Origin of the sequence: Paracoccus sp. SJTW-4 (assembly GCF_047716885.1) — a bacterium.
Lineage (GTDB): Bacteria > Pseudomonadota > Alphaproteobacteria > Rhodobacterales > Rhodobacteraceae > Paracoccus > Paracoccus solventivorans.
This window is the reverse complement of sequence record NZ_CP136681.1, coordinates 1,576,589-1,602,971: the sequence shown is the minus strand read 5'-3', so window position 1 is coordinate 1,602,971 and position 26,383 is coordinate 1,576,589. Positions and strand designations below refer to the sequence as shown.

Annotated in this window: 29 protein-coding genes, 1 tRNA gene and 1 pseudogene; 14 read left to right on the top strand and 17 right to left on the bottom strand. The window is 70.7% G+C overall.

Annotation, left to right across the window (positions count from 1 at the left end; genetic code table 11):
* Positions 1-2: 2 nt before the first annotated feature.
* Genes modC through RSP45_RS07895 form a run of 5 tightly spaced genes read right to left on the bottom strand, consistent with a single transcriptional unit; the run spans position 3 to position 3,906 of the window.
* On the bottom strand, positions 3-1,088 hold the full coding sequence (gene modC, locus RSP45_RS07915) for a molybdenum ABC transporter ATP-binding protein (RefSeq protein WP_415393909.1): 1,086 nt from the start codon (positions 1,086-1,088) through the stop codon (positions 3-5).
* Positions 1,085-1,783, bottom strand: a complete 699-nt coding sequence (gene modB / locus RSP45_RS07910; RefSeq protein WP_073061470.1) for a molybdate ABC transporter permease subunit — start codon at positions 1,781-1,783, stop codon at positions 1,085-1,087. Before modB ends, modC begins: the two co-directional genes overlap by 4 nt.
* Positions 1,783-2,559: a molybdate ABC transporter substrate-binding protein gene (gene modA, locus RSP45_RS07905; RefSeq protein WP_415393908.1), complete on the bottom strand. Its 777-nt coding sequence runs from the start codon at positions 2,557-2,559 to the stop codon at positions 1,783-1,785. The genes modB and modA overlap by 1 nt, the downstream gene beginning before the upstream one ends.
* Positions 2,560-2,611: 52 nt before the next feature.
* Positions 2,612-2,992 (bottom strand): winged helix-turn-helix domain-containing protein, encoded by a 381-nt coding sequence (locus tag RSP45_RS07900; protein WP_073061463.1) that lies wholly within the window; start codon positions 2,990-2,992, stop codon positions 2,612-2,614.
* A 56-nt stretch (positions 2,993-3,048) separates the two neighbouring features.
* The gene (locus tag RSP45_RS07895; protein ID WP_415394022.1) at positions 3,049-3,906 is read right to left on the bottom strand and encodes a VOC family protein; all 858 of its coding nucleotides are present in this window, start codon (positions 3,904-3,906) and stop codon (positions 3,049-3,051) included.
* Between the two features lie 183 nt (positions 3,907-4,089).
* Here RSP45_RS07895 and RSP45_RS07890 point away from each other — a divergent pair, with 183 nt between their 5' ends.
* From RSP45_RS07890 to ptsP, 4 genes are all read left to right on the top strand, one after another.
* Positions 4,090-5,412 carry a 3-deoxy-D-manno-octulosonic acid transferase gene (locus RSP45_RS07890; protein ID WP_415393907.1) on the top strand — a complete coding sequence of 441 codons (1,323 nt, stop codon included), beginning with the start codon at positions 4,090-4,092 and terminating at the stop codon, positions 5,410-5,412.
* Positions 5,409-5,861, top strand: a complete 453-nt coding sequence (locus RSP45_RS07885; RefSeq protein ID WP_415393906.1) for a DUF1178 family protein — start codon at positions 5,409-5,411, stop codon at positions 5,859-5,861. Before RSP45_RS07890 ends, RSP45_RS07885 begins: the two co-directional genes overlap by 4 nt.
* 155 nt (positions 5,862-6,016) lie before the next feature.
* Positions 6,017-7,273: an aspartate kinase gene (locus RSP45_RS07880; protein ID WP_073061451.1), complete on the top strand. Its 1,257-nt coding sequence runs from the start codon at positions 6,017-6,019 to the stop codon at positions 7,271-7,273.
* A 55-nt stretch (positions 7,274-7,328) separates the two neighbouring features.
* A complete protein-coding gene (gene ptsP, locus RSP45_RS07875) occupies positions 7,329-9,566 on the top strand; it encodes a phosphoenolpyruvate--protein phosphotransferase (protein WP_415393905.1) in 2,238 nt (745 codons plus the stop codon).
* Here the strand turns inward: ptsP and RSP45_RS07870 are convergent.
* On the bottom strand, positions 9,563-10,531 hold the full coding sequence (locus RSP45_RS07870; RefSeq protein ID WP_415393904.1) for a zinc ABC transporter substrate-binding protein: 969 nt from the start codon (positions 10,529-10,531) through the stop codon (positions 9,563-9,565). The genes ptsP and RSP45_RS07870 overlap by 4 nt on opposite strands.
* A 92-nt stretch (positions 10,532-10,623) precedes the next feature.
* Between RSP45_RS07870 and RSP45_RS07865 the strand changes: the two genes are divergently transcribed.
* The 5 genes from RSP45_RS07865 (at position 10,624) to adh (ending at position 15,385) form a co-directional block, all read left to right on the top strand.
* Entirely contained in the window at positions 10,624-11,076 is a 453-nt protein-coding gene (locus RSP45_RS07865; protein ID WP_073061444.1) for a Fur family transcriptional regulator, read from the top strand.
* Entirely contained in the window at positions 11,073-11,837 is a 765-nt protein-coding gene (locus RSP45_RS07860; RefSeq protein WP_415393903.1) for a metal ABC transporter ATP-binding protein, read from the top strand. The genes RSP45_RS07865 and RSP45_RS07860 overlap by 4 nt, the downstream gene beginning before the upstream one ends.
* On the top strand, positions 11,837-12,634 hold the full coding sequence (locus RSP45_RS07855) for a metal ABC transporter permease (RefSeq protein ID WP_415393902.1): 798 nt from the start codon (positions 11,837-11,839) through the stop codon (positions 12,632-12,634). Before RSP45_RS07860 ends, RSP45_RS07855 begins: the two co-directional genes overlap by 1 nt.
* A 125-nt stretch (positions 12,635-12,759) precedes the next feature.
* The gene (locus tag RSP45_RS07850) at positions 12,760-13,740 is read left to right on the top strand and encodes a GAF domain-containing protein (protein ID WP_415393901.1); all 981 of its coding nucleotides are present in this window, start codon (positions 12,760-12,762) and stop codon (positions 13,738-13,740) included.
* 118 nt (positions 13,741-13,858) lie between these two features.
* Positions 13,859-15,385, top strand: coding sequence for an aldehyde dehydrogenase (gene adh / locus RSP45_RS07845; protein ID WP_415393900.1), 1,527 nt, complete (start codon positions 13,859-13,861; stop codon positions 15,383-15,385).
* A 42-nt stretch (positions 15,386-15,427) separates the two neighbouring features.
* On the opposite strand, the gene RSP45_RS07840 is transcribed toward adh, so the two are convergent.
* The 3 genes from RSP45_RS07840 to RSP45_RS07830 form a co-directional block, all read right to left on the bottom strand.
* On the bottom strand, positions 15,428-16,198 hold the full coding sequence (locus RSP45_RS07840) for a Crp/Fnr family transcriptional regulator (protein WP_415393899.1): 771 nt from the start codon (positions 16,196-16,198) through the stop codon (positions 15,428-15,430).
* Positions 16,199-16,361: 163 nt separating this feature from the next.
* On the bottom strand, positions 16,362-17,180 hold the full coding sequence (locus tag RSP45_RS07835) for a sensor histidine kinase (protein WP_415393898.1): 819 nt from the start codon (positions 17,178-17,180) through the stop codon (positions 16,362-16,364).
* Positions 17,181-17,259: 79 nt separating this feature from the next.
* Complete coding sequence (locus RSP45_RS07830; protein WP_415393897.1) at positions 17,260-17,697, bottom strand: c-type cytochrome; 438 nt, start codon at positions 17,695-17,697, stop codon at positions 17,260-17,262.
* A 117-nt stretch (positions 17,698-17,814) separates the two neighbouring features.
* Here RSP45_RS07830 and RSP45_RS07825 point away from each other — a divergent pair, with 117 nt between their 5' ends.
* Positions 17,815-18,294 (top strand): DUF411 domain-containing protein, encoded by a 480-nt coding sequence (locus RSP45_RS07825; RefSeq protein ID WP_415393896.1) that lies wholly within the window; start codon positions 17,815-17,817, stop codon positions 18,292-18,294.
* A gap of 4 nt (positions 18,295-18,298) precedes the next feature.
* On the opposite strand, the gene RSP45_RS07820 is transcribed toward RSP45_RS07825, so the two are convergent.
* From RSP45_RS07820 to RSP45_RS07800, 5 genes and pseudogenes are all read right to left on the bottom strand, one after another.
* Positions 18,299-18,946 carry an aminotransferase class IV family protein gene (locus RSP45_RS07820; protein ID WP_415393895.1) on the bottom strand — a complete coding sequence of 216 codons (648 nt, stop codon included), beginning with the start codon at positions 18,944-18,946 and terminating at the stop codon, positions 18,299-18,301.
* Positions 18,898-20,028 carry an aminodeoxychorismate synthase component I gene (locus tag RSP45_RS07815; RefSeq protein WP_415393894.1) on the bottom strand — a complete coding sequence of 377 codons (1,131 nt, stop codon included), beginning with the start codon at positions 20,026-20,028 and terminating at the stop codon, positions 18,898-18,900. Before RSP45_RS07815 ends, RSP45_RS07820 begins: the two co-directional genes overlap by 49 nt.
* 97 nt (positions 20,029-20,125) lie before the next feature.
* Positions 20,126-20,667: pseudogene (locus RSP45_RS07810) on the bottom strand (AAA family ATPase).
* 166 nt (positions 20,668-20,833) lie between these two features.
* Positions 20,834-20,910, bottom strand: a tRNA-Arg gene (locus RSP45_RS07805).
* Positions 20,911-21,006: 96 nt separating this feature from the next.
* Positions 21,007-22,407, bottom strand: a complete 1,401-nt coding sequence (locus RSP45_RS07800; protein WP_415393893.1) for a sensor histidine kinase — start codon at positions 22,405-22,407, stop codon at positions 21,007-21,009.
* A 262-nt stretch (positions 22,408-22,669) separates the two neighbouring features.
* Between RSP45_RS07800 and rpmH the strand changes: the two genes are divergently transcribed.
* From rpmH to ttcA, 4 genes are read left to right on the top strand one after another with little or no spacing between them, the layout of a single operon-like run.
* Complete coding sequence (rpmH, locus tag RSP45_RS07795; RefSeq protein ID WP_073061402.1) at positions 22,670-22,804, top strand: 50S ribosomal protein L34; 135 nt, start codon at positions 22,670-22,672, stop codon at positions 22,802-22,804.
* A complete protein-coding gene (rnpA, locus tag RSP45_RS07790; RefSeq protein WP_415394021.1) occupies positions 22,801-23,295 on the top strand; it encodes a ribonuclease P protein component in 495 nt (164 codons plus the stop codon). The genes rpmH and rnpA overlap by 4 nt, the downstream gene beginning before the upstream one ends.
* Positions 23,292-23,531, top strand: coding sequence for a membrane protein insertion efficiency factor YidD (gene yidD, locus RSP45_RS07785; protein ID WP_303729170.1), 240 nt, complete (start codon positions 23,292-23,294; stop codon positions 23,529-23,531). Before rnpA ends, yidD begins: the two co-directional genes overlap by 4 nt.
* A 31-nt stretch (positions 23,532-23,562) precedes the next feature.
* A complete protein-coding gene (gene ttcA / locus RSP45_RS07780) occupies positions 23,563-24,459 on the top strand; it encodes a tRNA 2-thiocytidine(32) synthetase TtcA (RefSeq protein WP_415393892.1) in 897 nt (298 codons plus the stop codon).
* Here ttcA and RSP45_RS07775 read toward each other — a convergent pair.
* The 3 genes from RSP45_RS07775 to RSP45_RS07765 are packed head-to-tail and all read right to left on the bottom strand — an operon-like array spanning position 24,456 to position 26,307.
* The gene (locus RSP45_RS07775; protein ID WP_415393891.1) at positions 24,456-25,328 is read right to left on the bottom strand and encodes a carbon-nitrogen hydrolase family protein; all 873 of its coding nucleotides are present in this window, start codon (positions 25,326-25,328) and stop codon (positions 24,456-24,458) included. The genes ttcA and RSP45_RS07775 overlap by 4 nt on opposite strands.
* The gene (locus RSP45_RS07770) at positions 25,325-25,906 is read right to left on the bottom strand and encodes a GNAT family N-acetyltransferase (RefSeq protein WP_415393890.1); all 582 of its coding nucleotides are present in this window, start codon (positions 25,904-25,906) and stop codon (positions 25,325-25,327) included. The genes RSP45_RS07775 and RSP45_RS07770 overlap by 4 nt, the downstream gene beginning before the upstream one ends.
* Positions 25,903-26,307, bottom strand: coding sequence for a ketosteroid isomerase-related protein (locus RSP45_RS07765; protein WP_415393889.1), 405 nt, complete (start codon positions 26,305-26,307; stop codon positions 25,903-25,905). The genes RSP45_RS07770 and RSP45_RS07765 overlap by 4 nt, the downstream gene beginning before the upstream one ends.
* Positions 26,308-26,383 lie beyond the last annotated feature (76 nt).

The window sequence follows — 26,383 nt, the reverse complement described above, 5'->3', positions numbered from 1 at the left end:
GGTCAGCGGTGGGCGCGGCCGACGTCGGCGGGGGCGTGCGAGACCGACTTGACCACCGCGGTCAGCGCCTCGCCCGGGGCGACGCCCAGCTGCGCGGCCGAGCGGCGGGTGATGCGCGACAGCACCGGGCCTGCGGGGGTGGACAGCCGCACCAGCACCTGGCCGCCCTGTTCGGTCAGCGATTCCACCGTGCCGGGCAGGATGTTCAGCGCCGAGATTTCCGTGGGCCGGCCGCGCGCCAGCATTACGTCGGGGGCGGCGATCCGCAGCCGCAGCCTTGCGCCCGGCGCAGCGCCGATTGTGGGCAGGAACAGCGGCAGGCCGCCCGCGGCAAGCTCGGTCACGCCGTCGTCGTGGTGGCGGATGACCTGCGCCTCGATCACCGCGCCGGCCTCGCGCCCGGGGCCGGCGGTCGCCGGGTCGGCCAGCACCTCGGCGGCGGGGCCGATGCGGGTGATGCGGCCGGCGTCCAGCATCACCACCGTGGTGGCGATGCGCGCCACCTCGGCCGGGGAATGGCTGACATAGAGCATCGGCACCCCCCATTCGTCGCGCAGCCGCTCCAGATAGGGCAGGATCTCGCCCTTGCGGTCGTCGTCCAGCGCCGACAGCGGCTCGTCGGCAAGGATCAGCCGCGGATCGGCCAGAAGCGCGCGGCCGATGGCGACGCGCTGGCGTTCGCCCCCCGACAGCGTGGCCGGGGCGCGGTCCAGCAGCGCGCCGATGCCCAGCATCTCGACCACCGCGGATTCGGGGGTGCGCCGGGCGCTGGCGGGGGAAAACCAGCGGCCATAGCGCAGGTTCTGCTGCACGCTCAGATGCGGAAACAGCCGCCCGTCCTGGAAGATCACCCCCAGCCGGCGGCGGTGGGGCGGCACGAACAGGCGCTGCGCGGTGTCGGTCAGCACCGTGTCCCCGACCGCGACCTTGCCCGCGTCGGGACGCAGCAGCCCGGCGACCGCGTTCAGCACCGTGGACTTGCCCGAGCCCGAGGGCCCGAACAGCACCGTCACCCCGCTGGGCGCGTCGAAGGCCACGTCCAGCGTGAAATCCGCCAGCCGGTGGCGCAGGGAAATCGAAACGCTCATCGTCCATGCACCCTGCGCGCGGCACGCCGGGCCAGGAATTCGGAGGCGACCAGCGCCGTCATCGCCACCGCCACCGACACCAGCGCCAGCCGCGCCGCCGCGCCTTCGCCCCCCGGCACCTGCAGGAAGCTGTAGATGGCCGAGGGCAGGGTCTGGGTTTCCCCGGGGATGTTGGACACAAAGGTGATGGTGGCGCCGAACTCTCCCATCGCCTTGGCGAAGGCGAGGATGGCGCCCGCGATCACCCCGGGCAGGATCAACGGCAGCGTGACCGTGGCCCAGACCCAGGGACGCGAGGCGCCCAGCGAGCCCGCCGCCTGTTCCAGCTTCGGGTCCACCGCCTCGACCGACAGGCGGATGGCGCGGACCATCAGCGGAAACGCCATCACCGCCGCCGCGACCACCGCCCCGGTCCAGCGAAAGGCAAAGACGATGCCGAACCACTGGTCCAGATACTGCCCGACGAACCCGCGCCGCCCCAGCGTCAGCAGTAGCACATAGCCGGTGACCACCGGCGGCAGCACCAGCGGCAGATGGACCAGCCCGTTCAGCAGCCCGTGTCCGGGAAACCGCCAGCGCGCCAGCGCATGGGCGACCAGCAGCGCCGGCGGCAGGCTGACCAGCGTCGCCCAGAACGCGACGCGCAGCGACAGGCGCAGCGCGTCCCATTCGGCGGGCGACAGCCAGTCCGGCATCAATCCAGGACCGTGAAGCCCTGGGCCGCAAAGGCCGCATCGGCCTCGGGGGTGTCCAGCGCCTGAAGGAAGGCGCGGTCGGCCTCGTCCGCGGCGTTCTTCAGCAGCGCGACGGGATAGACGATCGGCTCATGCGTGTCGGCGGGGAAGGTGCCCACGACATGGACCTGGGGTTCCGCGGCGGCGTCGGTGGCATAGACGATGCCATAGGGGGCCTCGCCCGTCGCGACCAGCGCCAGCGCCGCGCGCACGTTGTCGGCCTGCGCGACCGAGGGCGACACCGCATCCCACACCCCCAGCGCGGTCAGCGCCTCTTTGCCGTATTGCCCGGCGGGGACCGAATCGACCAGCGCCATGGCCAGCTTGCCGCCGTCCAGCAGCCCGGCCAGGTCGAAGCCCGGCGCCGGGGTCACCTGCGGCGCATCCGCGTCATGGGCGACCAGCACCAGCGTGTTGCCCAGCAGGTCGGCGCGGGTGCCCTCGGCCACCTCGCCGCCCTTTTCGACCTCGTCCATCCACTGCACCGAGGCCGAGATGAAGATGTCGGCCGGCGCCCCGTCCAGGATCTGCTTGGCCAGCGCGTTCGAGCCGGCATAGCTGATCACCACGCTGTGGCCGGTTTCGGCCTGGAACGCCTCGGCAAGCGGGTCGAGCGCGGTCTTCATCGAGGCGGCGGCGAACACCACCACCTCGTCGGCGGCCGCGGGCAGGGGCAGCGCGGCGGCCAGCAGCGGCGCGGCAAGGATGCCGGAAAGGGCAGGGGTCAGGCGAGGCATGGCTGTCTCCTAGGGTTATATTCCGGGGAACATAACCAACGCGGCGCCGGGCTCAACCGTTATTTCCGGGCGGAGCGTCCGCCAGCATCTCGCGCAGCGCCGCCAGCCGCTCGGTGTTGACCTCGGCCGCGGCGGCCTCGATTTCCCGGAACAGCGCCAGCACCTGCCGGCCGGTGTCGGTCAGCGTGGCGCCGCCGCCGCCCGCGCCGCCGCGCGCGCTTTCGACCAGCGGCGCGCGGAACATCCCGTTCAGCGTCTCGACCAGCATCCAGGCGCGCTTGTAGCTCATCCCCATTTCGCGCCCCGCGGCCGAGATCGAGCCGCTGCGCGCGATCCCTTCCAGCAGCGCGACCTTGCCGGGGCCGATCATGTCCTGTTCCGAAAAGAACAGCCGGATGAAGAACTCGGGGCGATGGCGCGGGGGTCTGGTCATGGCCACAGATTTCCGACATCGCGCGCGCGGGGGCAAGCCCGCGCGGCCCGCGCCGCTCAGGTTTCGTGCAGGCTCAGCCGCGTGCCCCATGGATCGCGCAGCGTGATCGCGCCGCCCGCGGCCTCGGGCCCGAGGCGGTCGGCAAGCGCCCGAAGCTCGGGGGCGTCGACGGTCAGGGCGATCTCGGCCAGCCCGGTGGTGCCCTCGCGCCGCGGGCCGGCGCCGCGGCTGTTCCAGATATTCGCGGCCAGATGGTGATGATACCCGTCCGCGCCGAAGAACAGCGCGCCCGGATAGCGGGTCATCACCGCCAGCCCCAGCGTGCCGGCATAGAACGCCTCGGCCTGGTCCAGATCGCCGACCCGCAGATGCACATGGCCGATGCTGCTGTCCGTGGGCAGCCCCGTGAAACGGGCGCGGCCGGCCTCGGCCGCCAGCGCGCGCAGATCCAGCGGCAGCGTCGCCATCGAGACGCTGCCGTCCGCCGCCAGCGGCCATTCGCCGCGCTCGCGGTCGCGGTAGATCTCGATGCCGTTGCCCTCGGGGTCGGTCAGATACAGCGCCTCGCTGACCAGATGGTCCGAGGCCCCGTCCAGCGCCACCCCCATCGCCAGCGCGTGCACCATCCAGTCCGCCAGTGCGGTGCGCGAGGGCAGCAGGAAGGCGGTGTGGAACAGCCCGGCCTCGGAGCGGCCCGGGGGGTCGGCCCCGGGGTCGTGGCGCAGCTCCAGCAGCACCCGGTCGCCGCAGCCCAGCAGGTGGCGCCTGCCGGTTTCGCCGTCCTCGTCGGCCAGCAGCCGCAGCCCGATCACGTCCTGATAATAGCGGCTGAGCGTGTGCAGGTCGCGCACGGTCAGCGCGACCGCACCGATCCGCAGCGATGCCGTGGCCGGCGCAGCGGCGGCGGGGTTCATCTCGGCCACGATACGCTCCTGAACTCGGACATTTTTCCTGCCCCTAAAGCTAGGTAGCCGCCCTGCGGGGTGCAAGGATTCCCCGTGCAGCGCGGCCATGCGCCCTGCCGCCGAGGAAGGGGAGTTTACTTTCCCGCCGGCAACGGCTGTTCTGCGCGGCGTTCCAATCTGCCGGGTGGGGCGATGATCTACCGACTTGCCACGGGTCTTGCCGGCCCCGCGCTGCGTGCGGTCGCGCCGCTGGCCGGCGGCGTGCTGCGCGAGCGGCTGGCGCTGGACGTGGCCGCGCAGCCGCCGGGCGCGATCTGGGTCCATGCCGCCAGCGTAGGCGAACTGAACTCGGCCCGCGCCATCATCGAGGCGCTGGCCGCGCATCATCCGGTAGTGGTGACGACGAACTCGACCACGGGGCGGGCGGTGGCGCGGGATTGGGGGCTGCAAGCGCATCTGGCGCCGCTGGACGTGCCGGGGGCGGTGCGCCGCTTTCTGGACGCGGTGCGGCCGGCGCTGATGGTGACGGTGGAAAATGAGGTCTGGCCCAACCGCGCCGCCGAGGCCCGCCGCCGCGCCATCCCGCAGGCGGTGATCGGGGCGCGGATGTCGGAACGCTCCGCCCGCGGCTGGGGGCGGGCGCGGGGGCTGATCGGGCCGGTGCTGGCCGGGCTCGACCTGCTGTCGGCGCAGGACGCGGGGACGGAATCGCGGCTGCGGGCGCTGGGGCTGCCGCAGGCGGCGCTGGCCGGGCGGCTGAACCTCAAGCTGCTGGGGCCGGCGGCGATCCGGCCGGGGCCGGAAAGCGCCTCGCGCGATCGGCTGTGGCTGGCGGCCTCGACCCACCCCGGGGAAGAAGAGGCGGTGCTGGCCGCCCATGCCGCGCTGGCGGCGCGCATCCCGGGGCTGCGGCTGATCCTCGCCCCCCGCCACCCGCGCCGCGCCGACGAGGTAGCGGCGCTGGCGATCGCCGCCGGATTTGCGCCCGAACGGCTGGGGGCGCGCGAGGTGGCGGCGGCAGGCGCCCCGCCCCTGCTGCTGATCGACCGGCTGGGGGCGCTGGGCGGCGCCTATGCCGCGGCCGGGGTCTGCCTGACCGGCGGCTCGCTGGCCGATCACGGCGGCCATACCCCGTGGGAGCCCGCGGCCTGGCGCTGCGCGCTGCTGCACGGGCCGCATGTGGCCAATTTCCGCGCCGATTACGCGCTGCTGGATGCCGAGGGCGCGGCGCGGCTGGTGGCGCCGGGCACGCTGGCCGAGCGGCTGGGCGCGATCCTCGCCGACCCCGGCCGCCGCCGCGCCATGGGGCAGGCGGCGCGCCGGGCGCTGGACGCCGCCGCCCCCGACCCGGGGCCGCTGGTCGCGCGGCTGCTGGCGCTGGCCGGGGGGGCGCGCGGGGACGCCGGTGCAGCCTCGACCCGGCCACAGCCGCCCGCAAACCCGCAGGGGCCGAACCCGCTTGCGCGGCGCGGCCGCAATTCCGATATTCATGGTCCGGCAGGAGACCACGAATGATCCGTTACGCGCTGCGCTGCGACAAGGGGCATGATTTCGACAGCTGGTTCCGCTCGGCCGCGGCTTATGACGCGCTGAGCGGTGCCGGCCAGGTCAGCTGCGCCGTCTGCGGCAGCGTATCGGTACAAAAGGCGCCGATGGCCCCCGCGGTGCCAGCCCGCGACGACCCGCGCGGCGCTGTTCCCGACAGCGGTGCAGAGGCCGCGCGCCCACTGGAGCAGCCCGGATCGGCGGCCGAGGCGGCGCTGCGCGCGCTGCGCCGCCATGTCGAGGAGAACTCGGCCTATGTCGGCAGCGACTTCGCGACCACCGCGCGCGCCATGCACGCGGGCGACATTCCCGAACGCTCGATCCACGGCGAGGCACGGCTGGACGAGGCCCGCAAGCTGATCGAAGACGGCGTCCCCGTCATGCCGCTGCCGTTCCGCACCACCCGCAAGCTGTCCTGAGGGCGCCGGACCGGGGCTCTGCCCCGGGACCCGGGGATATTTCCGGCAAGATGAAAGAGCGCCCGGCGGCTGCCGATTTGCCGCCGATGCCACTTGCCCCTGCGCCTGCGCTGCCCTATCAGCCCCCCGTTCCACCCGGCGACTGGAGGCTTTGGATGCCGCTTCTGGTGATGAAATTCGGCGGCACCTCGGTGGCCGATCTGGACCGCATCGCGAATGCGGCCAAGAAGGTCCAGCGCGAGGTCGAGCGCGGCTATGACGTGATCGTCATCGTCAGCGCCATGGCCGGCAGGACCAACGAGCTGGTCGGCTGGGTCGAGGGCACCTCGCGGCTGTATGACGCGCGCGAATACGACGCCGTGGTCGCGAGCGGAGAGAACGTCACCGCCGGGCTGATGGCGCTGCGCCTGCAGGAAATGGGCATCCCGGCGCGCAGCTGGCAGGGCTGGCAGGTGCCGATCAACACCACCGACCAGCACGGCTCTGCGCGCTTCGTGTCGATCCCGCGCCACAATATCGACCAGAAATTCGCCGAAGGGATGCGCGTGGCCGTGGTCGCCGGCTTCCAGGGGATCGCGCCGGACGGGCGCATCACCACGCTGGGCCGGGGCGGTTCGGACACCACCGCCGTTGCCTTTGCCGCCGCCTTCGGCGCCGAGCGCTGCGATACCTACACCGATGTCGACGGGGTCTATACCACCGACCCGCGGATCAGCGCCAAGGCCCGCAAGCTCGACCGCATCGCCTTTGAGGAGATGCTGGAGCTGGCCTCGCTGGGGGCCAAGGTGCTGCAGACCCGCTCGGTCGAGCTGGCGATGCGCTTCAAGGTGCCGCTGCGGGTGCTGTCGTCCTTTGACGAAACCGATGAGACCAGCGGCACGCTGGTGTGCGATGAGGATCAGATCATGGAAGCCAAGGTCGTCACGGGCATCGCCTATTCGCGGGACGAGGCCAAGATCACCCTGATTACCGTCGAGGACCGGCCCGGCATCTCGGCCGCCATCTTCGAGCCGCTGGCCGCGGCCGGGGTGAACGTGGACATGATCGTCCAGAACATCTCGGAAAAGAACTACGAGGACCATCCGGGCGCGGTGACCGACATGACCTTTTCGGTCCCGGTGGCGCAGGTGGAGCACGCCCGCCGCGCGATGGAGGCCGCCCGCGCCGAGGGCAAGATCGCCTATGACGAGCTGAGCGTGGACACCGAGGTCGCCAAGGTCTCGGTCGTCGGCATCGGGATGCGCAGCCACGCAGGCGTCGCCGCGCGCATGTTCCGGGCGCTGGCGGACGAGAACATCAACATCAAGGTCATCTCGACCAGCGAGATCAAGATTTCGGTGCTGATCGACCGCAAGTATATGGAACTGGCCGTGCAGGCGCTGCATGATGCCTTTGAACTGGAAAAGGCCTGACGCCTGCCCGTCGGGCGGTTCCGGCCCGACACCGTAAGCAGAAGGCGCGCCGCAGATGCAGGATCGCACGGAAAGCGAATCGCGAAGGCTGCTGCGGCGGCTGCGCGACACGCTGGCCGCGCCGGGCGACGGCCAGGCGCGCCTGAACTCGATCACCCACCACATCGCCGATTCGATGCGGACGCAGGTGTGCTCGATCTACCTGTTCCGCGACCCCGACACGCTGGAGCTGTGCGCGACCGAGGGGCTGCGCGCGCAGGCCGTCCACAAGACCCGGCTGCGGCTGGGCGAGGGGCTGGTGGGCCGCGTCGCCCGCACCGGCCAGCCGGTGAACACCGCCAACGCCCCGGCCCAGCCCGGTTTCCGCTACATGCCCGAGACCGGGGAAGAGGTGTTCCCGTCGTTCCTGGGCGTCCCGATCCAGCGCGTCGGTGAAAAGCTGGGCGTGCTGGTCGTCCAGTCGCGCGAGGCGCGCGAGTTTTCCGAGGACGAGGTCTACGGGCTGGAGGTCGCCGCCATGGTGCTGGCCGAGATGGCCGAGCTGGGGGCGTTCCTGGGCCATGGCGCCCGCCCCGAGCATCGGCTGGCGGCGGTGTTCCGCGGCGTCCCCGCGCAGGAGGGCGCGGCCGAGGGGCAGGTCTGGCTGCACGAACCCCGCGTCGTCATCACCAACCCGGTCGGCGACGATCCCGAAAAGGAACGCGCCCGCCTGGCCGAGGCCGTGGCGATGCTGCGCCAGACCGTGGACGAGATGGTCAGCTCGGCCGATCTGGCCAGCGACGAGGGCCGCGGGGTGCTGGAGACCTATCGCATGTTCACCCGCTCGCGCAGCTGGCTGCGCCGGATGGAGGAGGACATCGACCTGGGGCTGTCGGCTGAGGCGGCGGTGGACAAGGAACAGTCCCACGCCCGGGCGCGGCTGGAAAGCACCGCCGACCCCTATCTGCGCGAGCGGCTGCACGACCTGGACGATCTGTGGAACCGGCTGCTGCGCATCCTGACCGGGCAGGGCCGCGACACCGGCATCCCGATGCCCGACAATCCGATCCTGGTGGCGCGCAACATCGGCCCGGCCGAGCTGCTGGAATACGGCCGCCGGCTGCGCGGGGTGGTGCTCGAGGATGGCTCGGTCGGCAGCCATGCGGCGATCGTGGCGCGGACGCTGGCGATCCCGCTGGTGGTCCACGCCGGGCGCATCACCGCCGAGGCGCTCAGCGGCGACACCATCCTGGTCGACGGCGACAGCGGCGTGGTGCATCTGCGCCCCGAGGACTCGGTGGCGGCGGCGTTCCGCGAACGCATCGCCATGCAGGCCAAGGCGATGCAGCGCTATGCCGGGCTGCGCGACCTGCCGGCGACGACGAAATGCGGCACCACCCTGCGGCTGTGCATGAATGCCGGGCTGATGGCCGACCTGCCCAGCCTGGTCAGCTCGGGCGCCGAGGGGGTGGGGCTGTTCCGCACCGAGCTGCAGTTCCTGATCCGCACCCGGGTGCCGCAGCGGGCGGAACTGGCGGCCTCGTATCGGCGGGTGATGGACAATGCCCGCGGCCGGCCGGTGGTGTTCCGCACGCTCGACATCGGCTCGGACAAGATCCTGCCCTATATGAAGCGGATCGAGGAACCCAACCCCGCCATGGGCTGGCGGGCGATCCGCGTCGGGCTGGACAAACGCGGCGTGCTCAAGATGCAGTTGCAGGCGCTGATCCGGGCCGCTGCCGGGCGCGAGCTGAACGTGATGTTCCCGTTCATCGCCGACGGCGACGAGTTCGCCTGTGCCCGCGGGATGCTGGCCGAGCAGCTGGAGCGCGAAGCGGCGCTGGGCCACCAGATGCCGACCGCCGTCAAGGTTGGCGCGATGCTGGAAACGCCATCGCTGGCCTTTGCCTCGGACGGGTTCTTCCGCAGCTGCGATTTCATCTCGATCGGGGGCAACGACCTCAAGCAGTTCTTCTTTGCCGCCGACCGCGAGAACGAGCGGGTGCGGCGGCGCTATGACACGCTGTCGCTGCCCTATCTGGGGTTCATCGAGATGATCGTCCGCCGCTGCGCCGAACATGGCGTGCCGCTGAGCTTCTGCGGCGAGGATGCCGGCCGCCCGCCCGAGGCGGCGGTGCTGGCGGCGCTGGGGCTGCGCACGCTGTCGATGCGCCCGGCCTCGATCGGGCCGGTCAAGGCGCTGCTGCGCAGTATCGACCTGACCGCCCTGCGCGAGGTGATCGAAGAGGGGCGCGCCCTGGGCGTGACCTGCCTGCGCCCGGCGGTCACGCGCTTCCTGGCCGACGCCGGCTAGTCCGCCGCGCAGCCCGCCAGCGCCGCCCCGATCGAGCGGATCAGCGCCGGATACATCTGCGGCCCCGGCGGGATCTGCGCGCCGATCGGGTCCAGCACCGCGGTCGCCACGTTGCGCCCCTGGAACACCGTGGCGATCAGGTCGGGGTCGAACTGCGGCTCGGTCAGGGCGCAGGTTACCCCCATCTTGGCGGTGCGCTCGCGCAGCTCGGCGATGCGGGCGGGGCCGGGGGGGGATGCGTCGCTGATCGCGATGGCGCCGGCCGCGGGCAGGCCGAAGCGGTTTTCGAAATACTGATAGGCGTCGTGAAAGACGACATAGCGCAGCCCGTCGAGCGGCGCGACCTCGGCGCTTGTGTCGGCGGTGGCCGCGTCGATTTCCGCGGCGCCCTCGGTGGCGTTGGCGCGGTAGAGCGCGGCGTTGTCCGGGTCGGCTTCGGCCAGTGCGGCGGCGATGATGTTCAGCCAGAGCTTGCCGTTCTCGGGGTCCAGCCAGGCATGGGGGTCGGTGGCGCCCTGGTCGTGGCTGCCCCCGTCGTCATGCCCATCGTGATCATGGTCATGGTCGTCGTGATCGTCCGGCGCGGCATGGTCGTCATGCGAATGCGCCTCGAACAGGGCGCTGCTGCGGGTGGGCAGAACGGTGGTGCCGGGGCTGTGCAGCAGGTCGATGCGGGTGGCCGTGCCGGCCAGCGTCGCCAGCGGCCGGTCCAGCCAGGGCGCCAGCTCCGGTCCCACCGTCACCACGATCTGCGCCGCCTGCAGCGCCTGCGCATCCGACGGCCGCAGCGCGTGGAAATGCGGCGAGGCGCCGGGCGGGACCAGCAGCGCCGGCTCGCCCACCCCCTGCATCACCCGCGCCACCAGCGAATGCACCGGGGCGATGTCGGCGACCACGCGCGGGGCCTCGGCTGCGGCAGGGGCTGCCAAGGCGGCAAGGGCAAGGGCCAAAAGGGGACGTGACATTTCGCGGGCTCCGCATTAGATTGTCGGGATGAGTTATATTATAACAGAACACCCGTCAACGCGGCGTTCCCCGGCGACCGGAGGGCCGGACCATGCATGACCACGACAGCTGCATCCGCGCAGCCCTTTCCCATGCCGAAAGCCATTGCGCGCGCGAAGGGGTGCAGCTGACCCCGGTGCGGCGGCGCGTGCTGGAAATCCTGCTGGAAGAACACCGCGCGCTGGGTGCCTATGAGATCCTCGACCGCCTGCGCGACGAAGGTCTGGGCGGGCAGCCGCCGGTGGTCTATCGCGCGCTGGATTTCCTGATCCGCGCCGGGCTGGTGCACCGGATCGAGACGCTGAACGCATTCGCCGCCTGCGCCCATGCCGGCGAAGGCCATGTGCCGGTGTTCCTGATCTGCCGCCAGTGCCGCCATGTGATCGAGACCCCGGCCCCTGCCGGCGGCCAGCTGGAACGCGCCGCCGAGGGCGCAGGCTTCGCCATCGAGACCACCGTGCGCGAGGCCGAGGGGCTGTGCGCCGATTGCCGGACTGCGGCATGAGCGGGGGGGCGGCGCCTCTGGTCACGCTGGCCGGCGTGGCGGTCGAGCTGGGCGGGCAGGAAATCCTGCGCGACATCGACCTGAGCATCCGGCGGGGCGAGATCGTGACCGTGGTCGGGCCAAACGGCTCGGGCAAGACCACTCTGATGCGGACCATCATCGGCGCCGTCGCCCCCTCGCGCGGGCAGGTGACCCGAGCGCCGGGGCTGCGTCTGAGCTATGTGCCGCAGCGGCTGGCGGTCGATCCCACCATGCCGATGACGCTTGGCCGGTTCATGAACCTGCCGCGCCGGCGCGATGCCGCCACCATTGCCGCGGCGCTGGACCGCGCCGGGCTGGCGGGGCTGGAGCGGCGGCCGGTCACCGGACTGTCGGGCGGGCAGATGCAGCGGGCGCTGCTGGCGCGGGCGCTGCTCAACGACCCCGAGCTGCTGATCCTGGACGAGGGCACGGCTGGCCTCGACCAGCCCGGGGTCGCGGCCTTTTATGCGCGGATCGAGCAGGTGAATGCGGACACCGGCTGCGCGGTGCTGATGGTCAGCCATGATCTGCAGATCGTGATGCGGGCCTCGGACCATGTGGTCTGCCTGAACCGGCATATCTGCTGCGAGGGCACCCCGGAAACCGTGTCGCTGTCGCCCGCCTATCGCGGGCTGTTCGGGGCGGCCGGGGCCGGGTCGGTGGCGCTGTATCGCCACCACCACGACCACAGCCACGACGACGGCCTGCCCTGCGCCGGCCATGACGAGGATGCCGCCTGATGCTGGATGATTTCATGGTCCGCGCCGCGCTGGCCGCAGTCGGGCTGGCGGTGGCCTGCGCGCCGCTGGGCTGTTTCGTGGTCTGGCGGCGGATGGCCTATTTCGGCGACGCCACTGCCCACGCGGCGCTGCTGGGCGTGGCGCTGTCGTTGGCGTGGTCGCTGCCGCTGTTCGGGGCGGTGATCGTGGTGTCGCTGGCGATGGCGGCGCTGGTGGCGGGGCTGTCAGGGCGGCAGTCGGTCGATACCGCGCTGGGGGTGCTGTCGCATGGCGCGCTGGCCGCGGGGCTGGTCGCGGTCAGCTTCGTGCAGGGGGTGCGGACCGACCTCAACGCCTATCTGTTCGGCGACATCCTGTCGGTGACTCGCGCCGATCTGGCCCTGATCTGGGCGGGCGCGGCGGCGGTGGTGGCGCTGGTCGCCTGGCGATGGTCGGCGCTGCTCTTGTCCACGCTGTCGCCCGAGATGGCGGTCGCCGACGGCATCCGCCCGCGGGCCGAGCAATGGGTGCTGAAGATCGCGCTGGCGCTGGTGGTGGCGGCCGGGATCCGCATCGTCGGGGCGCTGCTGGTCAGCGCCTTCCTGATCATCCCCGCCGCCGCGGCGCGGCCGCTGTCGCGCTCGCCCGAGGCGATGGCCGTCGCCACCGCCCTGATCGGCGCGGCCGCCGGTCTGGGCGGGCTGGGGACGGCGTTCCGGCTGGACACGCCGACCGGGCCCACCATCGTCTGCGCCGCCGCCGCGATCTTTGCGCTGGCGATGCTGTTTGCCGGGGGGCGGCGCCGGGCCGGGGCCTGAGCGCCACTGCTGCGAGTAACCGGCACCGCTGGCGCGGGCTTTGCCGCCGGAGCCTCCGGCGGGGATATTTGCGGACAGAAGATTTCCCGGTTGCGGCTATACTGCGCGCAGGGAGTGGCCGAATCATGCACACACGCCATCACGCCGACCGCGTGATCGAGCGGACGCGCGCGTCCGACGACCTGACGCCCCTGACCGCGAGCTGGCGGCGTTCCGCCTTGCGGCACGGGCTGGACCCGGCGGTGGCGCTGCGCGCGCCGCGGCTGACCGAGGCCGAGCTGGCCCGCCGCCGCGAGGCGCTGGAGCGGCTGCTGCACGTCGCCGCCGCCCCCATCGACGAGCTGTTCCGGCTGGTCGGCAGTTCCGGCTGCGCCGTGGTGCTGACCGATGCGCAGGGGATCGTGCTGGACCGCCGTGCCGCGCCGGGGGATGCGCGGGATTTCGACGGCTGGGCGCTGGCCCCCGGGGCCGACTGGTCCGAGGCCGCGCAGGGTACCAACGGCATCGGCACCTGTCTGGCCGAGGGGCGCGGCGTGATCATCCACCGCGACGAGCATTTCCTGTCCTCGAACATCGCGCTCAGCTGCATCGACGCACCGATCCACGGGCCGGACGGGCAGTTGCTGGCGGCGCTGGACGTGTCGAGCGCGCGCGACGATGCCTCGCGCGAGATCACCGCGCTGATTGCCGCCACCGCCGGGCAATATGCGCGGCGGATCGAGACGGCATGGTTCCGCGCCGCCTTTCCCGGCACCCGCACCGTGGTGGCGGGCGAAGGGATCGAGGCGCTGGTGGCCGTCGATCGCGACGACCTTGCCGTGGGTGCCACCCGCGCGGCGCGCCGCGCGCTGGGGCTGCCCAAGACCGGCGCCCTGCACCCGCAGCCGCTGTCGGACCTGCTGGCCCGCGCCCAGGGGCAGGACGCCGAGCCGGGCGGGCTGGTCCGCGCCGAGCGCGCGGCGGTGGTGCGGGCCCTGGCGCGGTCGGGCGGCAATGTCACCGCCGCCGCCCGCGCGCTGGGGGTGGGGCGGGCCACGCTGTACCGGCGGATGCGGCGGCTAGGGATCGAGTCCCCGGCGCAATCCCCCCTCCAGTCCCGGGATTGAGACAGTCCCGCCGCCGAAATCCCGCGCCCCTGTTGACCGGGTGCGCCCCCATCCCGCAGCATGATGGCGCCCGGATGTGAGGAGCCGGGCCGTATTCGCTTTCAGGGGAGGAGCAGACATGCCCAACGACCAGGCGCATGAGTTCAAGGGCGTCGGGGTAATGCCGTTCGCCAGCCGCTACGACAACTATATCGGCGGCAAATGGGTGGCGCCGAACGCCGGCCGCTACTTTGAAAACACCACGCCGATCACCGGCGCGAAAATGGGCGACATCGCCCGTTCCGACGCATCCGACGTGAACGCCGCGCTGGATGCGGCCCATGCCGTCGCCGACCGCTGGGGCCGGACCAGCCCGCAGGAGCGGTCGCAGATCCTGCTGAAGATCGCCGACCGGATGGAGCAGAACCTGGAACTGCTGGCCACCGCCGAGACCTGGGACAACGGCAAGCCGATCCGCGAGACCATGGCCGCCGACGTGCCGCTGGCCATCGACCATTTCCGCTATTTCGCAGGCGTCCTGCGCGCACAGGAAGGCACGCTGTCGCAGATCGACGACAACACTGTCGCCTATCACTTCCACGAGCCGCTTGGCGTCGTCGGCCAGATCATCCCGTGGAACTTTCCGCTGCTGATGGCCTGCTGGAAACTGGCGCCGGCGCTGGCGGCGGGCAACTGCGTGGTGCTGAAGCCGGCGGAACAGACCCCGGCCTCGATCATGGTGTGGATCGAGACGGTGGGCGACCTGCTGCCGCCCGGGGTGCTGAACATCGTCAACGGATTCGGGCTCGAGGCCGGCAAGCCGCTGGCGTCCTCGAACCGCATCGCCAAGATCGCATTCACCGGCGAGACCTCGACCGGGCGGCTGATCATGCAATATGCGGCCGAGAACCTGATCCCGGTGACGCTGGAACTGGGCGGCAAGTCGCCCAATGTGTTCTTTGCCGACGTGGCGCGCGAGGAGGACGATTTCTTCGACAAGGCGCTGGAAGGTTTTGCGATGTTCGCGCTGAACCAGGGCGAGGTCTGCACCTGCCCCTCGCGCGTGCTGATCCAGGAATCGATCTATGACCGCTTCATGGAAAAGGCGGTGGCGCGGGTGCAGGCGATCAAGCAGGGCGACCCGCGGCAGGCCGACACCATGATCGGCGCGCAGGCCAGCAAGGAACAGCACGACAAGATCCTGTCCTATCTGGACATCGGCCGCGCCGAGGGCGCCGAGGTGGTGACCGGGGGCGAGGCGGCGGACCTTGGGGGCGAGTTGTCCCAAGGCTACTATGTCAAGCCGACGATCTTCCGCGGCAACAACAAGATGCGGATCTTCCAGGAGGAAATCTTCGGCCCCGTGGTGTCCGTCACCACCTTCAAGGACGAGGCCGAGGCGCTCGAGATCGCCAACGACACGCTCTATGGGCTGGGCTCGGGGGTGTGGAGCCGCGACATGAACACCTGCTATCGCATGGGTCGCGGGATCAAGGCCGGCCGGGTCTGGGTGAACAACTATCACGCCTATCCGGCGCATTCCGCCTTTGGCGGCTACAAGCAGTCGGGCATCGGGCGCGAGACCCACAAGATGATGCTGGACCACTATCAGCAGACCAAGAACATGCTGGTCAGCTATTCGCCCTCGAAGCTGGGCTTCTTCTGATGCGATTTGCGCCGCGGGGTCCGTCCCTGCGGCGCAGCCCTTTCAGCGCAGCCCGTGCAGCGCGATGCCGCGCGTCGCGGTCCGGGCCAGGCGCCGGCGCAGGTCGGTGCTGACCGCGTCGGGCAGATACAGATAGTCCCAGGAATACTGGCCCATACGGAACAGCCCGGCGAAATCGCCGACCTCGACCGCGCCATCCATGAAATTGCAGATCCCCTCGGCCCGCAGCTCGCCGATCATGCGGTTGGCGTGGACCGGGGTCATCCCGCAGGCCTCGCCCAGGTCGCTTTGCGTCAGCGGCAGTTCAAAACGGTCGGTGCCGCACAGGCCGCGGACATATTGCCGCACCAGCATCTCGCAGAAGAAATTGGCGATCCGCGCCAGCCCCGGCAGCCGCCCGATGCGGAAGATCCAGTAGCGGCTGATCGCCGAATCCAGCAGGGTCAGCTGCCACAGCCGGCACAGAAGCTCGGGCGAGGTGGCCTCGAGCGTGCCCAGCTGGTCATGGCTGATCGACTGCAGCCGCACGCTGTTGATCGAATCGATGTCGTGGTCCAGTCGCCCCAGCGCAAAGCTGCTGAGCCCGGCGAAATCGCCCGGGATCAGCACCCCGATGAACTGCCGCCGCCCCGAGCGGTCCAGCCGATAGCGCGCCGCAAAGCCGCGCTGAATGTAAAGCGCGCCGGTTCGGGCGACATTGGCCCGCAGGATCCGCTGTCGCGGGTTCAGCTGCCGCGGCGCGCCCATCACTGCGGCAAGCTGCGCCCCGGCCTCTTGGTCGAACAACCCGGGATAGGCCAGGTGAAGTTCCATGGTCAGACCGCCTTCTCGAAAAACCGGATACCATTTTGACAAGAACAGTTCATGACAGGGACGGCATGTCAAATTCGCCGGTCATGAGATTGCCAATATGCAGATCGCGCCGCGCCGGTTCAATGCGGCGGCAACGAATTCCGGCCGGTTTCGTCCAAAATCTTCAGAACCTGCCGGTGGACCAATCCCCGGCGCCGGTGCCGGAAAACCCTCCCTCCGCGGTCTCGAACCCCGGTTCGGGGCCCAGGCTGGCCATCGGCACCGCCAGCATGATGCGCAGCCCGCGCGGGGTGAAATCCCATTCGGCGCGGCCATCCAGCTGATATGCCAGCAGGTTTTCCATCACTGTCACCCCGAAGCCGCGCCGGTGCGGCGGCGGCAGCTGGCCGCGTTCGGTCCAGTCGATGCGCAGTTCGGGACCGCCGGCCGCGTCCTCGTCGATCTGCCAGCCGATATGCAGCTGCCCGCCGTCCTCGCTGCCCAGCACCCCGTGCTGGAACGAGTTGGCGACCATTTCCTGGATCACCAGCCCCAGCGTCTGCGCGGCGGTGGCGGGCAGGATGATGCGGGGGCCGCTGATCAGCCGCGCGCCGCCGCCGTGATAGGCGCCCTGCGCCTCGAGCTCGTCCTCGATCAGCCCGCGCAGGGTAAAGGTCTGGTCGGGGTCGCGCACCAGCGCTCCGATGACGCGGTGGATGCTGTCCAGCCGGGTTTCCAGATGCAGCACATAGTCCTCCAGGCTCTCGGCGGTCTCGGCCGAGCGGCGGACCACCGAGCGCACCAGCAGCATCGAGTTGGTGATCTGGTGCATCAGCCGGTGCAGCAGCGCCTGCGCGTCGCGGTCGGCCGGGATGGGGTTGCCGATATGCGGGCCCAGCCCGGGATTCCGGTCGGCAAGGGGCGGTCCGGACGACGGCTGGAACGGTTGCCTCGGGGTTCTCCTTCGGAAAGCCAGCCTTGCGCGGAAGCGGGGCGGCTTCAACCATGACCCGGTAGAATCACGGCAAAGTCAGGCGGATTTGCACTGTAATTTGTAGGATCCGACGCAAGGTCATTTCCGGTCAGCGGTTTTCGGCCCGGCTGAGCGCCCGCTGGTGGTCGCGTTCGCGCCGGGGCCAGGTGCTTTTGATATAGGACAGGATCGCGTCGATCTGGGCGTCGTCCAGCTGGTCGCTGAAACCGGGCATGTCGGTTTCATAGCCGCCGCCCACCACCGCGGCGGTGCCTTCCTTCACGATGCGGTGCAGCAGGGAATCGGGGTGGTGCCAGCTGTGGCCGCTGGCGTCGTGCGGCGGCGCCGGCAGCCGCCCCGAAGGCAGCGGCAGCTTCCAGTCCGGCTGGCCTTCCAGATCGGCGCCATGGCAGCTGGCGCAGTGCAGGGCGTAAAGCTCTTGCCCCAGCGCCAGGGTCGCGCGCGAGGGGCGGTCGCGGCCGGCGAAAACCCAGGCTGCCGCGGCCACCACCGCCGCCAGCCCAAGGGCCGCTGCGATCACACCCATCCGTCCTGCCACGCCCGCCACCGTTGCCGCCCGCGCCAGATTGTCATGTTTCCGGGTTTGGGCGATGCGGGTAAAGGGGGTATTGGTGGAACGACGTGACAACGGGATGTGGACGAGATGGCAAATGACCTTGATCGCCGCGCGGTGCTGATGGCGATGGCGGCGCTGCCGGTGCTGCTGGCGGCAACGCGAATCCACGCCGGCACCGCGCCGCTGGTTTCGGTCCACAAGGACCCCGGCTGCGGCTGCTGCGGCGGCTGGATCGAGCATCTGCGCGCCAACGGCTTTGCGGTGCGCGCCAACGACAGCGACGCCATGGAGCAGATCAAGCAGCGGCTGGGCGTCCCCGAGGCGCTGGCCAGCTGCCACACCGCCGAGGTGGACGGCTATGTGATCGAGGGCCACGTCCCCGCCGAGGCTATCCGCCGCCTATTGGCCGAACGCCCCGCGGCGACCGGGCTGGCGGTGCCGGGGATGCCGGCGGGATCGCCGGGAATGGATTATCCTGAAGTTGCGCCCGACATCTATAATGTGGTGCTGTTCGGTCCCGCGGGGCAGCAGAGCTTCGCGCGCTTCCGCGGCGGCAGGGAAATCTGAGCCCTCAACCCCCGGCGGTGCCGCGCCAGACCGCCGGCATCAGCCCGCGCAGGGCATTGCCGACCCATAGCCGCACCGTGGGCAGATCGGCCGCGGGCAGGATCTCCTCGCGGCAGGCGCCGCTTTCCAGCAATTCCGCCCGCAGCACCCCCGGCAGCAGCCCGCAGGACAGCGGCGGCGTGCGCAGCCCCGCGCCGCGGTCGAAGAACAGCGTAGTGATGGTGCCGTCGCAAAGCTCGGCGCGCTGGTTCAGGAACAGCAGCTCGTCCAGCCCCGCGGGCATCGTCGCACGGGCGGCGTCGTAGACCGCGCGGCGGGTGGTCTTGAGCCGCAGCCACGGGTCCGAGGATCGCAGCCGCGCCGCCGCCAGCCCCAGCCGCCATTCGGGCGGTGAGGGCGGCAGCGGCGCGCGCGTCACCTCGATGGTGCCCGCCCGGTCCAGCGTCAGCCGCAGCCGCGCCGCTGCGCCCGGCGGGGCCACCAGTGCGGCCGCCGCGGCCCCGGCATCGCAGGGCCAGCCCAGCGTGGCCGCCCCCGCCTGCAACCGCGCCAGATGCAGCCGCAGCCGCGGGCAGGCGGCGCCGTCCCACAGCACCGTCTCGATCAGCCGCAGCCCGGGGTCGTCGGCGCCTGCGCAAAGCGGGTTTTCCACAAAGCTTCCTCCCATTCCGCGTCGGCGGTCGAATCCTGCACCACGCCGCCGCCCACGTTCAGCGTCACCCGCCCGTCGGGCCAGACCGACAGCGTGCGGATGGTGACCGAGAAACACGCTGCCCCGTCCGGCGCCATCCACCCCAGCGCGCCGCAATAGACGCCGCGGGGAAAGGGTTCGACCTCGCGAATGATCTCCATCGCGCGGATCTTGGGGGCGCCGGTGATCGAGCCGCAGGGGAACAGCGCCCGCATCAGCCCCGGCAGATCGGGGGGCGCGGCCAGCTGTCCGGTCACGCGCGAGCTCATCTGATGCACGGTGGCAAAGCTGTCGACGGCGAACAGCTCGGGCACGCGGACGCTGCCGGGGCGGGAAATGCGGCCGATGTCGTTGCGCAGCAGATCGACGATCATCAGGTTCTCGGCCTGGTTCTTTTCGGACGCCGCCAGCGCTTGGGCCAGTGCCGCGTCGCGTTCGGGGTCGGGGTCGCGCGGGGCGGTGCCCTTCATCGGCCGCGCCTCGATTGCGCCGGCGGCGTCGAGCCGAAAGAACAGCTCGGGCGAGCGTGACAGCACCACCGGCCCGCCCAGATCGGCGAAAGCGCCGAAGCCGACCGGCTGGCGCGCCCGCAGCGCCGCGTAAAGCCCTGCGGCCGAGCCCCGCCGCAGCCGCGATTCCAGCGGAAAGGTCAGGTTGATCTGGTAACAATCGCCGGCGCCGATGCGGTCCTGCACTCGCCGGAACGCGGCCCCGTAATCCTCGCGCGAGACCAGCGGGCGGAACGGGGCCAGCTGGACGTCCTCGTCCGGCAGCGCGAAGTCACCGGCGGGGCAGGGCGCGTCGTGGATGCCAAGCGCCAGCAGCGGCCCCTGCGTCGAGGGGGCGAGCGGGTGCAGCCGCTCCTCGAACGCATAGCCGGCCTCGTAGCCGATCCAGCCCGCGACCCATTTCCCCGCCTGCCGCGCCGTCTCGGCCCGCGCCAGCGCGGGAAGAACCTCGTTAAGCCGATGGGCAACAACCACCTGCTGCGCGTCGCGAAACAGGACCGCCCGCCCGCCGGGACCGAATTCGCACAGGATCACAAGCGCCTCCGCGGACAGGCCCGAAAGGGGGCCGCTTCAGCCCGCCGGAATAAAGCGGCGGGCCCGCGGTGTATAGGCTGCGAGTCGGGCGTCGCGGTCACGGGGCTTGCAGACAGTCCGTCATGAAATCGGCGCGCTCTTCGATCCCCCGCAGCGGAAGCTCGACAATCCGATAGCCGAGCCTTCTGTAGGTTTCTGCCATGATGCTGCCGGTCGCCTCGGCCTCTGGCCGGTCCTGCTTGCGCTCGGCGTCCTGCGTGAAGATGGCGTCCCAATACGGCGCGAGGAAGACCTGCCTGTTATAGCGATGAAGCCTCGCCGCCGCCTCGACATGGGCCGGAACCGGCAGGTCGCAAAGCGTGAGATAGCCGATGACATCGGGGATCCCGCGATCCATCAGGACCGGCCCCGCGCCTGCGGCGGCCTCGTGCCAGGAACGCAGCTCCCAGCCCAGCAGAGCTCTGCAAACAGCGCCCGGTCCGCCCAGGGCAGGGCCGATCCGCCGATCCCAACCTGATCCCGGATGATCGCCCGCCCGGCCTCGGGCATCGTGCGGAAGCCGCGCCGGGCCATCGCGTCGATCAGGCTGCTTTTGCCGGAACCGGGGCCGCCGGTCACGACGAACATATGGTCCCACATGAACCACCCGCGAACTGTTTCATAAGGGGAAAAGCGCTGGCCGCCGAAGGGCCGGCAGGCCGAGGCAGCCGTTGGCCTGCCATGGCCTTCTGCGCAACCGCCGTGCGTCCATATTCGTCGCGCCGGCTGGGCCGGAAATCTGGCGCAGGCAGTATAAAGAGGGAAATGGCGGACCCGGAGCGATTCGAACGCCCGACCCCCAGATTCGTAGTCTGGTGCTCTATCCAGCTGAGCTACGGGTCCGTCGTAGGGCGGGTAGGTAGGCCGAGCGTCCGGGGGATGCAAGGGGTAAAACGCGCCCCCGGGAGATTTTGCGCGGCGGGCAGCAGAGGCCGGGGATCAGGCCAGCGAGATCTCTCGCGGCAGGGTGATGCGGAACTCGGAACCGGTGCTGTCGCTGCGGATCAGCTCCAGCCGGCCGCCGTGGCCGCGGATCAGGTCGGCGGCGATGGCCAGCCCCAGCCCGGTGCCGCCCTTGCGGATGCCGCCGGTGAAGGGCTGGAACAGGTTGTCGCGGGCCTTTTGCGGCAGGCCGGGGCCGCTGTCGCCGACGCGCAGCCACCAGGCTGATTCGTCCTCGCCGGCCGCGATCTCGATGGTGCCAGGCTTGCGGGTGGCCTCGATTGCCTGGCGGGCGTTGCGGGCCAGGTTCGCCAGCACCCGGTACAGCTGGTCGCGGTCGGCCCGGATGCGTAGCCCGGCGGGGATGTCGGTGACGAAATCGACCTCGGCGCCGGGGGCGGGCTCGGCGGCAAGCTCCTCGGCCTCGACCACCTCGGCGACCAGCGGGCGCAGGTGGAACAGCGACAGCGAGGGCTGCGGTTCCTCGGCCTTGCCGAAGGCCAGGGTGGTCTCGCACAGCGTCACCGCGCGCGAGATCGCGCCGACCAGCTTGGGCGCGGTGCGCCGCACCGCCGGGTCGGCGCTTTCCTCGAGCCGGTCGGCGAGGATCTGGCCGGTGGTCAGGATATTGCGCAGGTCGTGGCTGATCTTGGCCACCGCCTGACCCAGCTGCGCCAGCCGCTCGCGCTGCTTGAGCGAGGCGGTGACGGTGTGCTGCATCGCCGCCAGCGCCGATTCGGCGGCGCGCACCTCGCCCATGCTGGCCGAGGGGGTGATGATGGTGCGGCTGTCGTCGGGCGAGGCGGCATAGGCGGTCATGTGCCCGATCACCCGCCGGATCGGCCCCACGATCAGCCGCTGCGCCGCCAGGTTCAGAAGCAGCGCGGTCAGCACCGAAAACGCGGCCGAGACCGCCAGCAGCCGCACGGCGAACTCGATCATCGCGGTGCGCATGGGGGCGGTGTTCATGGTGATCTCGATCAGCTGCCCGGCGTCGCGCACGGGCTCGCCGATCACGCGGATGGTCTGGGGGCGCGGGCTCAGCAGCCGGTGCAGCGTGTCGCGGACGCTGGCGCCGAAATTCTGGTCGCGCAGGTCGTAGGTGGCCGAGATCGGCTCCGGCAGCGGCGAGGACAGCACCAGCTGGCGGATGTCGTCGCGCCGCAGCACCACGTTGTAGACGCCGGCGTTTTCCAGCAGCTCGCTTTCCAGGTCGGCGGCAATGGATTCGTCGGTCGCCAGCAGCGCCAGGCTGGCGATCTGCGCCCGTTCCAGCCGCGTTTCCAGATAGTCGCGGCGGAAATTGGTCACGCTGGGGACGAGAATGAGGATTTCGGCCAACAGCACGAACACGATCGTCAGCAGTGCAAAGCGGCCGGTAATACTGTTGAAGCTCATGTCGTCCTGTATCGTCGCACTGCGCATCCGCCGGCAATTGCCCGGGCGCGTGGCGAGCCTGCGCATCAAACATATGTGATCGGCGCGCGGTTCCCAAGATGGACGCCGCGGCGGAAGATCGGCGGCGGAAATATGGCGAAAGCTCGCCGATGTGGTTGACTTGGGCGCAGGCCAGCCCTATTTGGCGGGCTTCGCATTCCCGGCGTGTTTGCGTGGGCCGTTGGCCCATACCCTGCGCGCCCCAGCTGTTGGAGCTACGACGATGAAACGCACCTTCCAGCCGTCGAACCTGGTTCGCGCGCGCCGGCACGGTTTCCGCGCCCGCATGGCCACCAAGGGCGGCCGTCGGGTTCTGAACGCCCGCCGCGCCAAGGGCCGCAAGGTCCTGTCGGCCTGACACGGCCGATGGTCGAGGCGCTGACCGCGGACGCCCCCGGCGGCGATGCGGCCCGTGTTCCGGCCATGACCACCTTGACCCGCCGCGCCGATTTCCTGCGCGCGGCCTCGGCCCGCCGTCAGGGAACGGCGGGTTTTCTGCTGCAGGCCCGCCGCCGCGACCCGGCCGAGCCGGTCGCCCCGCAGGCGATCCGGGTCGGCTATACCTGTTCCAAGAAACTGGGCAATGCCGTCGCCCGCAACCGCGCCAAGCGCCGGCTGCGGGAATTGGCGCGGCAGGTGATCCCGGCGCGGGGGCAGGGGGGCTGGGACTATGTGCTGGTCGGCCGCCCCGAGGCCACCGCGACCCGCGATTTTGCCGCCATGCTGTCCGATCTGGAAACCGCACTGTCGCGGGTCCACGCGGCGCCGCCGCCGCGCAACGCCGATGCGACGCGCCCGGACCCGGCCCCCCGCCGCCGCGGCAAGGGCCCCGCGGGGGGCAAGCCGTGACCCCGCTGGCCCATCTCGTCGCGCTGCCGGTGCGTGCCTATCGGCTGCTGCTCAGCCCCTGGGTGGGGCATGGCTGCCGCTATCAGCCCACCTGCTCGGCCTATGCGCTCGAGGCGCTGGAACGTCACGGCGCCGTTCGCGGCAGCTGGCTGACGCTACGGCGAATCGGGCGCTGTCACCCGCTGGGCGGGTCGGGCTACGACCCGGTACCGCCGCCGCGCGACAAGACCCGATGACCCTTGACCCCAACCGCCCGAGGGCCGCCTGATGCTGGACGACGCCGCCGACACGCCCGATTCCGCGGACGAGACCGAGATCCACCCGCTGTTCCGCGGCGCGCCCTCGTCGACCGAGTTCCGCAAGCTGCGCAAGCGGCTGGTGCGCGAAACCCGCGCCGCGATCGAGACCTATCACATGGTCAACCCCGGCGACCGCTGGCTGGTCTGCCTGTCGGGCGGCAAGGACAGCTATACGCTGCTGGCCGTGCTGCACGAGCTGAAATGGCGCGGGCTGCTGCCGGTCGAACTGCTGGCCTGCAACCTCGACCAGGGCCAGCCGGGCTTCCCCGCCACGGTGCTGCCCGAGTTTCTGGCGGACCGGGGCGTGCCGCACCGGATCGAGTATCAGGACACCTATTCGGTGGTGAAGGCCAAGGTTCCCGAGGGGCGGACCTATTGCAGCCTGTGTTCGCGGCTGCGGCGTGGCAACCTGTACCGCATCGCGCGCGAGGAGGGCTGTTCGGCCGTGGTGCTGGGACATCACCGCGACGATATTCTGGAAACATTTTTCATGAACCTGTTTCACGGCGGCAGGCTGGCCTCGATGCCGCCGAAACTGCTGAACGAAGAGGGCGATCTGAACGTGTTGCGGCCGCTAGCCTTCGTGGCCGAGGCCGATTGCGAGCGTTTTGCCCGGGCGATGAACTATCCGGTGATTCCCTGCGATCTGTGCGGCAGTCAGGACGGGTTGCAGCGGATGCAGGTGAAAAAGCTGCTGGATGAATGGGAATCGCGCAGCCCCGGCCGGCGGCAGGTGATGTTCCGGGCGCTGACCAATGTGCGCCCCTCGCATCTGCCGGACCCGGCGCTGTTCGATTTCTCGGCGCTGGCGCCGGGGACGGCGGCGGCGCAAGACACGCCCGACGCCCCGCCGCGGCTGCGTTAATCCAGCGGCGAGGCCGCGCTTTCCGGCCAGTGCAGCCACGGCAGCACCTGCCCGCGCTGCCGGCTTTCGGCGATGCGGTCCAGGTCGATTTCCGCCTTGACCCAGCCGGGCCGGTCCATCGCGCCCTCGGCCACCACCCCGGTTTCGGGCCACATCCCGTCCGGGGGCGCATAGATCGCGGCCCGGCCGCGGTTTTCGTCGATGGCCGGGTTCCAGGCGCAGTCGCCCACCGTCGGCGCCTGCACCACCACGCACTGGTTTTCCAGCGCCCGCGCCATGCAGCCGATGCGCACCCGCATGAACCCCGCCACGCTGTCGGTGCAGCTGGGCGCCAGGAGGATCTCGGCCCCCGCCTCGGCCAGCCGGCGGGCGAGCAAGGGAAACTCGCTGTCGTAGCAGATGGTGATGCCGATGCGGCCGATGGGCGTGTCGAACACCCGCAGCCCCGGCGCGGCGATCACGTCCCAGGATTCGCGCTCGAACCGCGTCATGATCTGCTTGTCCTGATGCCCGATCCGCCCCTGCGGCCCGAACAGCACCGCCCGGTTCACCGGCCTTGTCCCAGGCCGCGGAAACGCCGGCCCCGAGGCGGCGAGGATATGGCAGCGATGTTCGGCCGCCAGCCTTGCGTGCAGCGCATCGCGGGTGGCCTCGTGCCTGGCGACCTCATGCAGGCTGGATTCGAGATCGCGCGCGACCTCGGGCCCGCCAAGGCTGGCCAGCTCCATCGCGCCGTATTCGGGAAACACCAGCAGGTCGCAGTCGGCGGCCTTGGCGACCCAGGCTGAAATCTTGGCCTCATAGGCGGCGAAATCGTCGAACCAGTCGAACGGATAAGCCGCGGCGGCGATGCGAACGGGACGGCTCATAGCGGCTTGATCCAGAATTGCAGGGGCTTGGCGGTTTCCTCGGCCTCGCCCAGGTCGCGCCAGCGGAATTGCGCGGTGACGCCCGGCAGCGGCGCATAGCCGCGCTTGCGCCAGAACCCGTCCAGCGGGCGGTAACCGGCGGGCCTGGCCGGGTGGTCGTCGGGCCGGACCACCGAGCAGAACGCCGACCAGCGCCGCCCCAGCGCGCGGCCCTGCGCCTCGCGCCCGTCGAAGAATGCATGGCCCAGCCCGTGGCCCCGATATTCCGGCAGCAGCACCGATTCGGCGCAATAGAAGATATCTTCCAGCGCCTCGGGGCGCCCGGCGAATGCGGCGGCGAAATCGCTGGCGTGGTGTTCCATCGGGGCACCGGTGGCGGCGCCGACCATGCGGTCGCCGTCCATCGCCGCCACTACCACGGCGCCGGGGGCGGCATAGGCGCGCAGATATTCGCGCTCATACGCTTCGTCGCCGTCATAGAGATAGGGCCAGTCGCGGAACACCGCGATCCGCAGCCGCGCCAGTTCCCCCAGCGCGGCGGTCAGCCCGTCCCCGGTCAGGATCCGCGTCGTGATCACGAAACCTGCCGGATCCAGTCGGCGAGGTTGTAATAGGTGGTCACCCGCGCGATCTGCCCGTCCTTGATGGCAAAAAATGCCCCAGCTGGCAGGCGGTAGCTTTGCCCGCGCGCCTCGGGCAGGCCGGGGTCGGTCTTCAGATAGGTCCCGTTCACCACGAACTCGGCCGCGCCGCGGCTGCCGTCGTCGCTGGCCATCACCACCATGTCGGTCAGGGTCTCGCGATAGGTCTCGCTCATGTGGCGGTTGAACGCGGCAAAGCCCTGCTTGCCGCGCCGCACCCCGCCTTCGTTGACGTGATGTTCGAAATCCTCGTGCAGCATCGCCTCCATCGCGTCGGTGTCGCCGCGGTTGAAGGCGTCGTAATAGGCGGCGATCAGGGCTTTGGTCTGGGCGGTCATGGCGGTTCCGGCAGTTGTTTGCCCAGCACTAGCGCGGGTACAGGCCAAGGTCAGCCCCGGCCAAAGTCGGACGGCT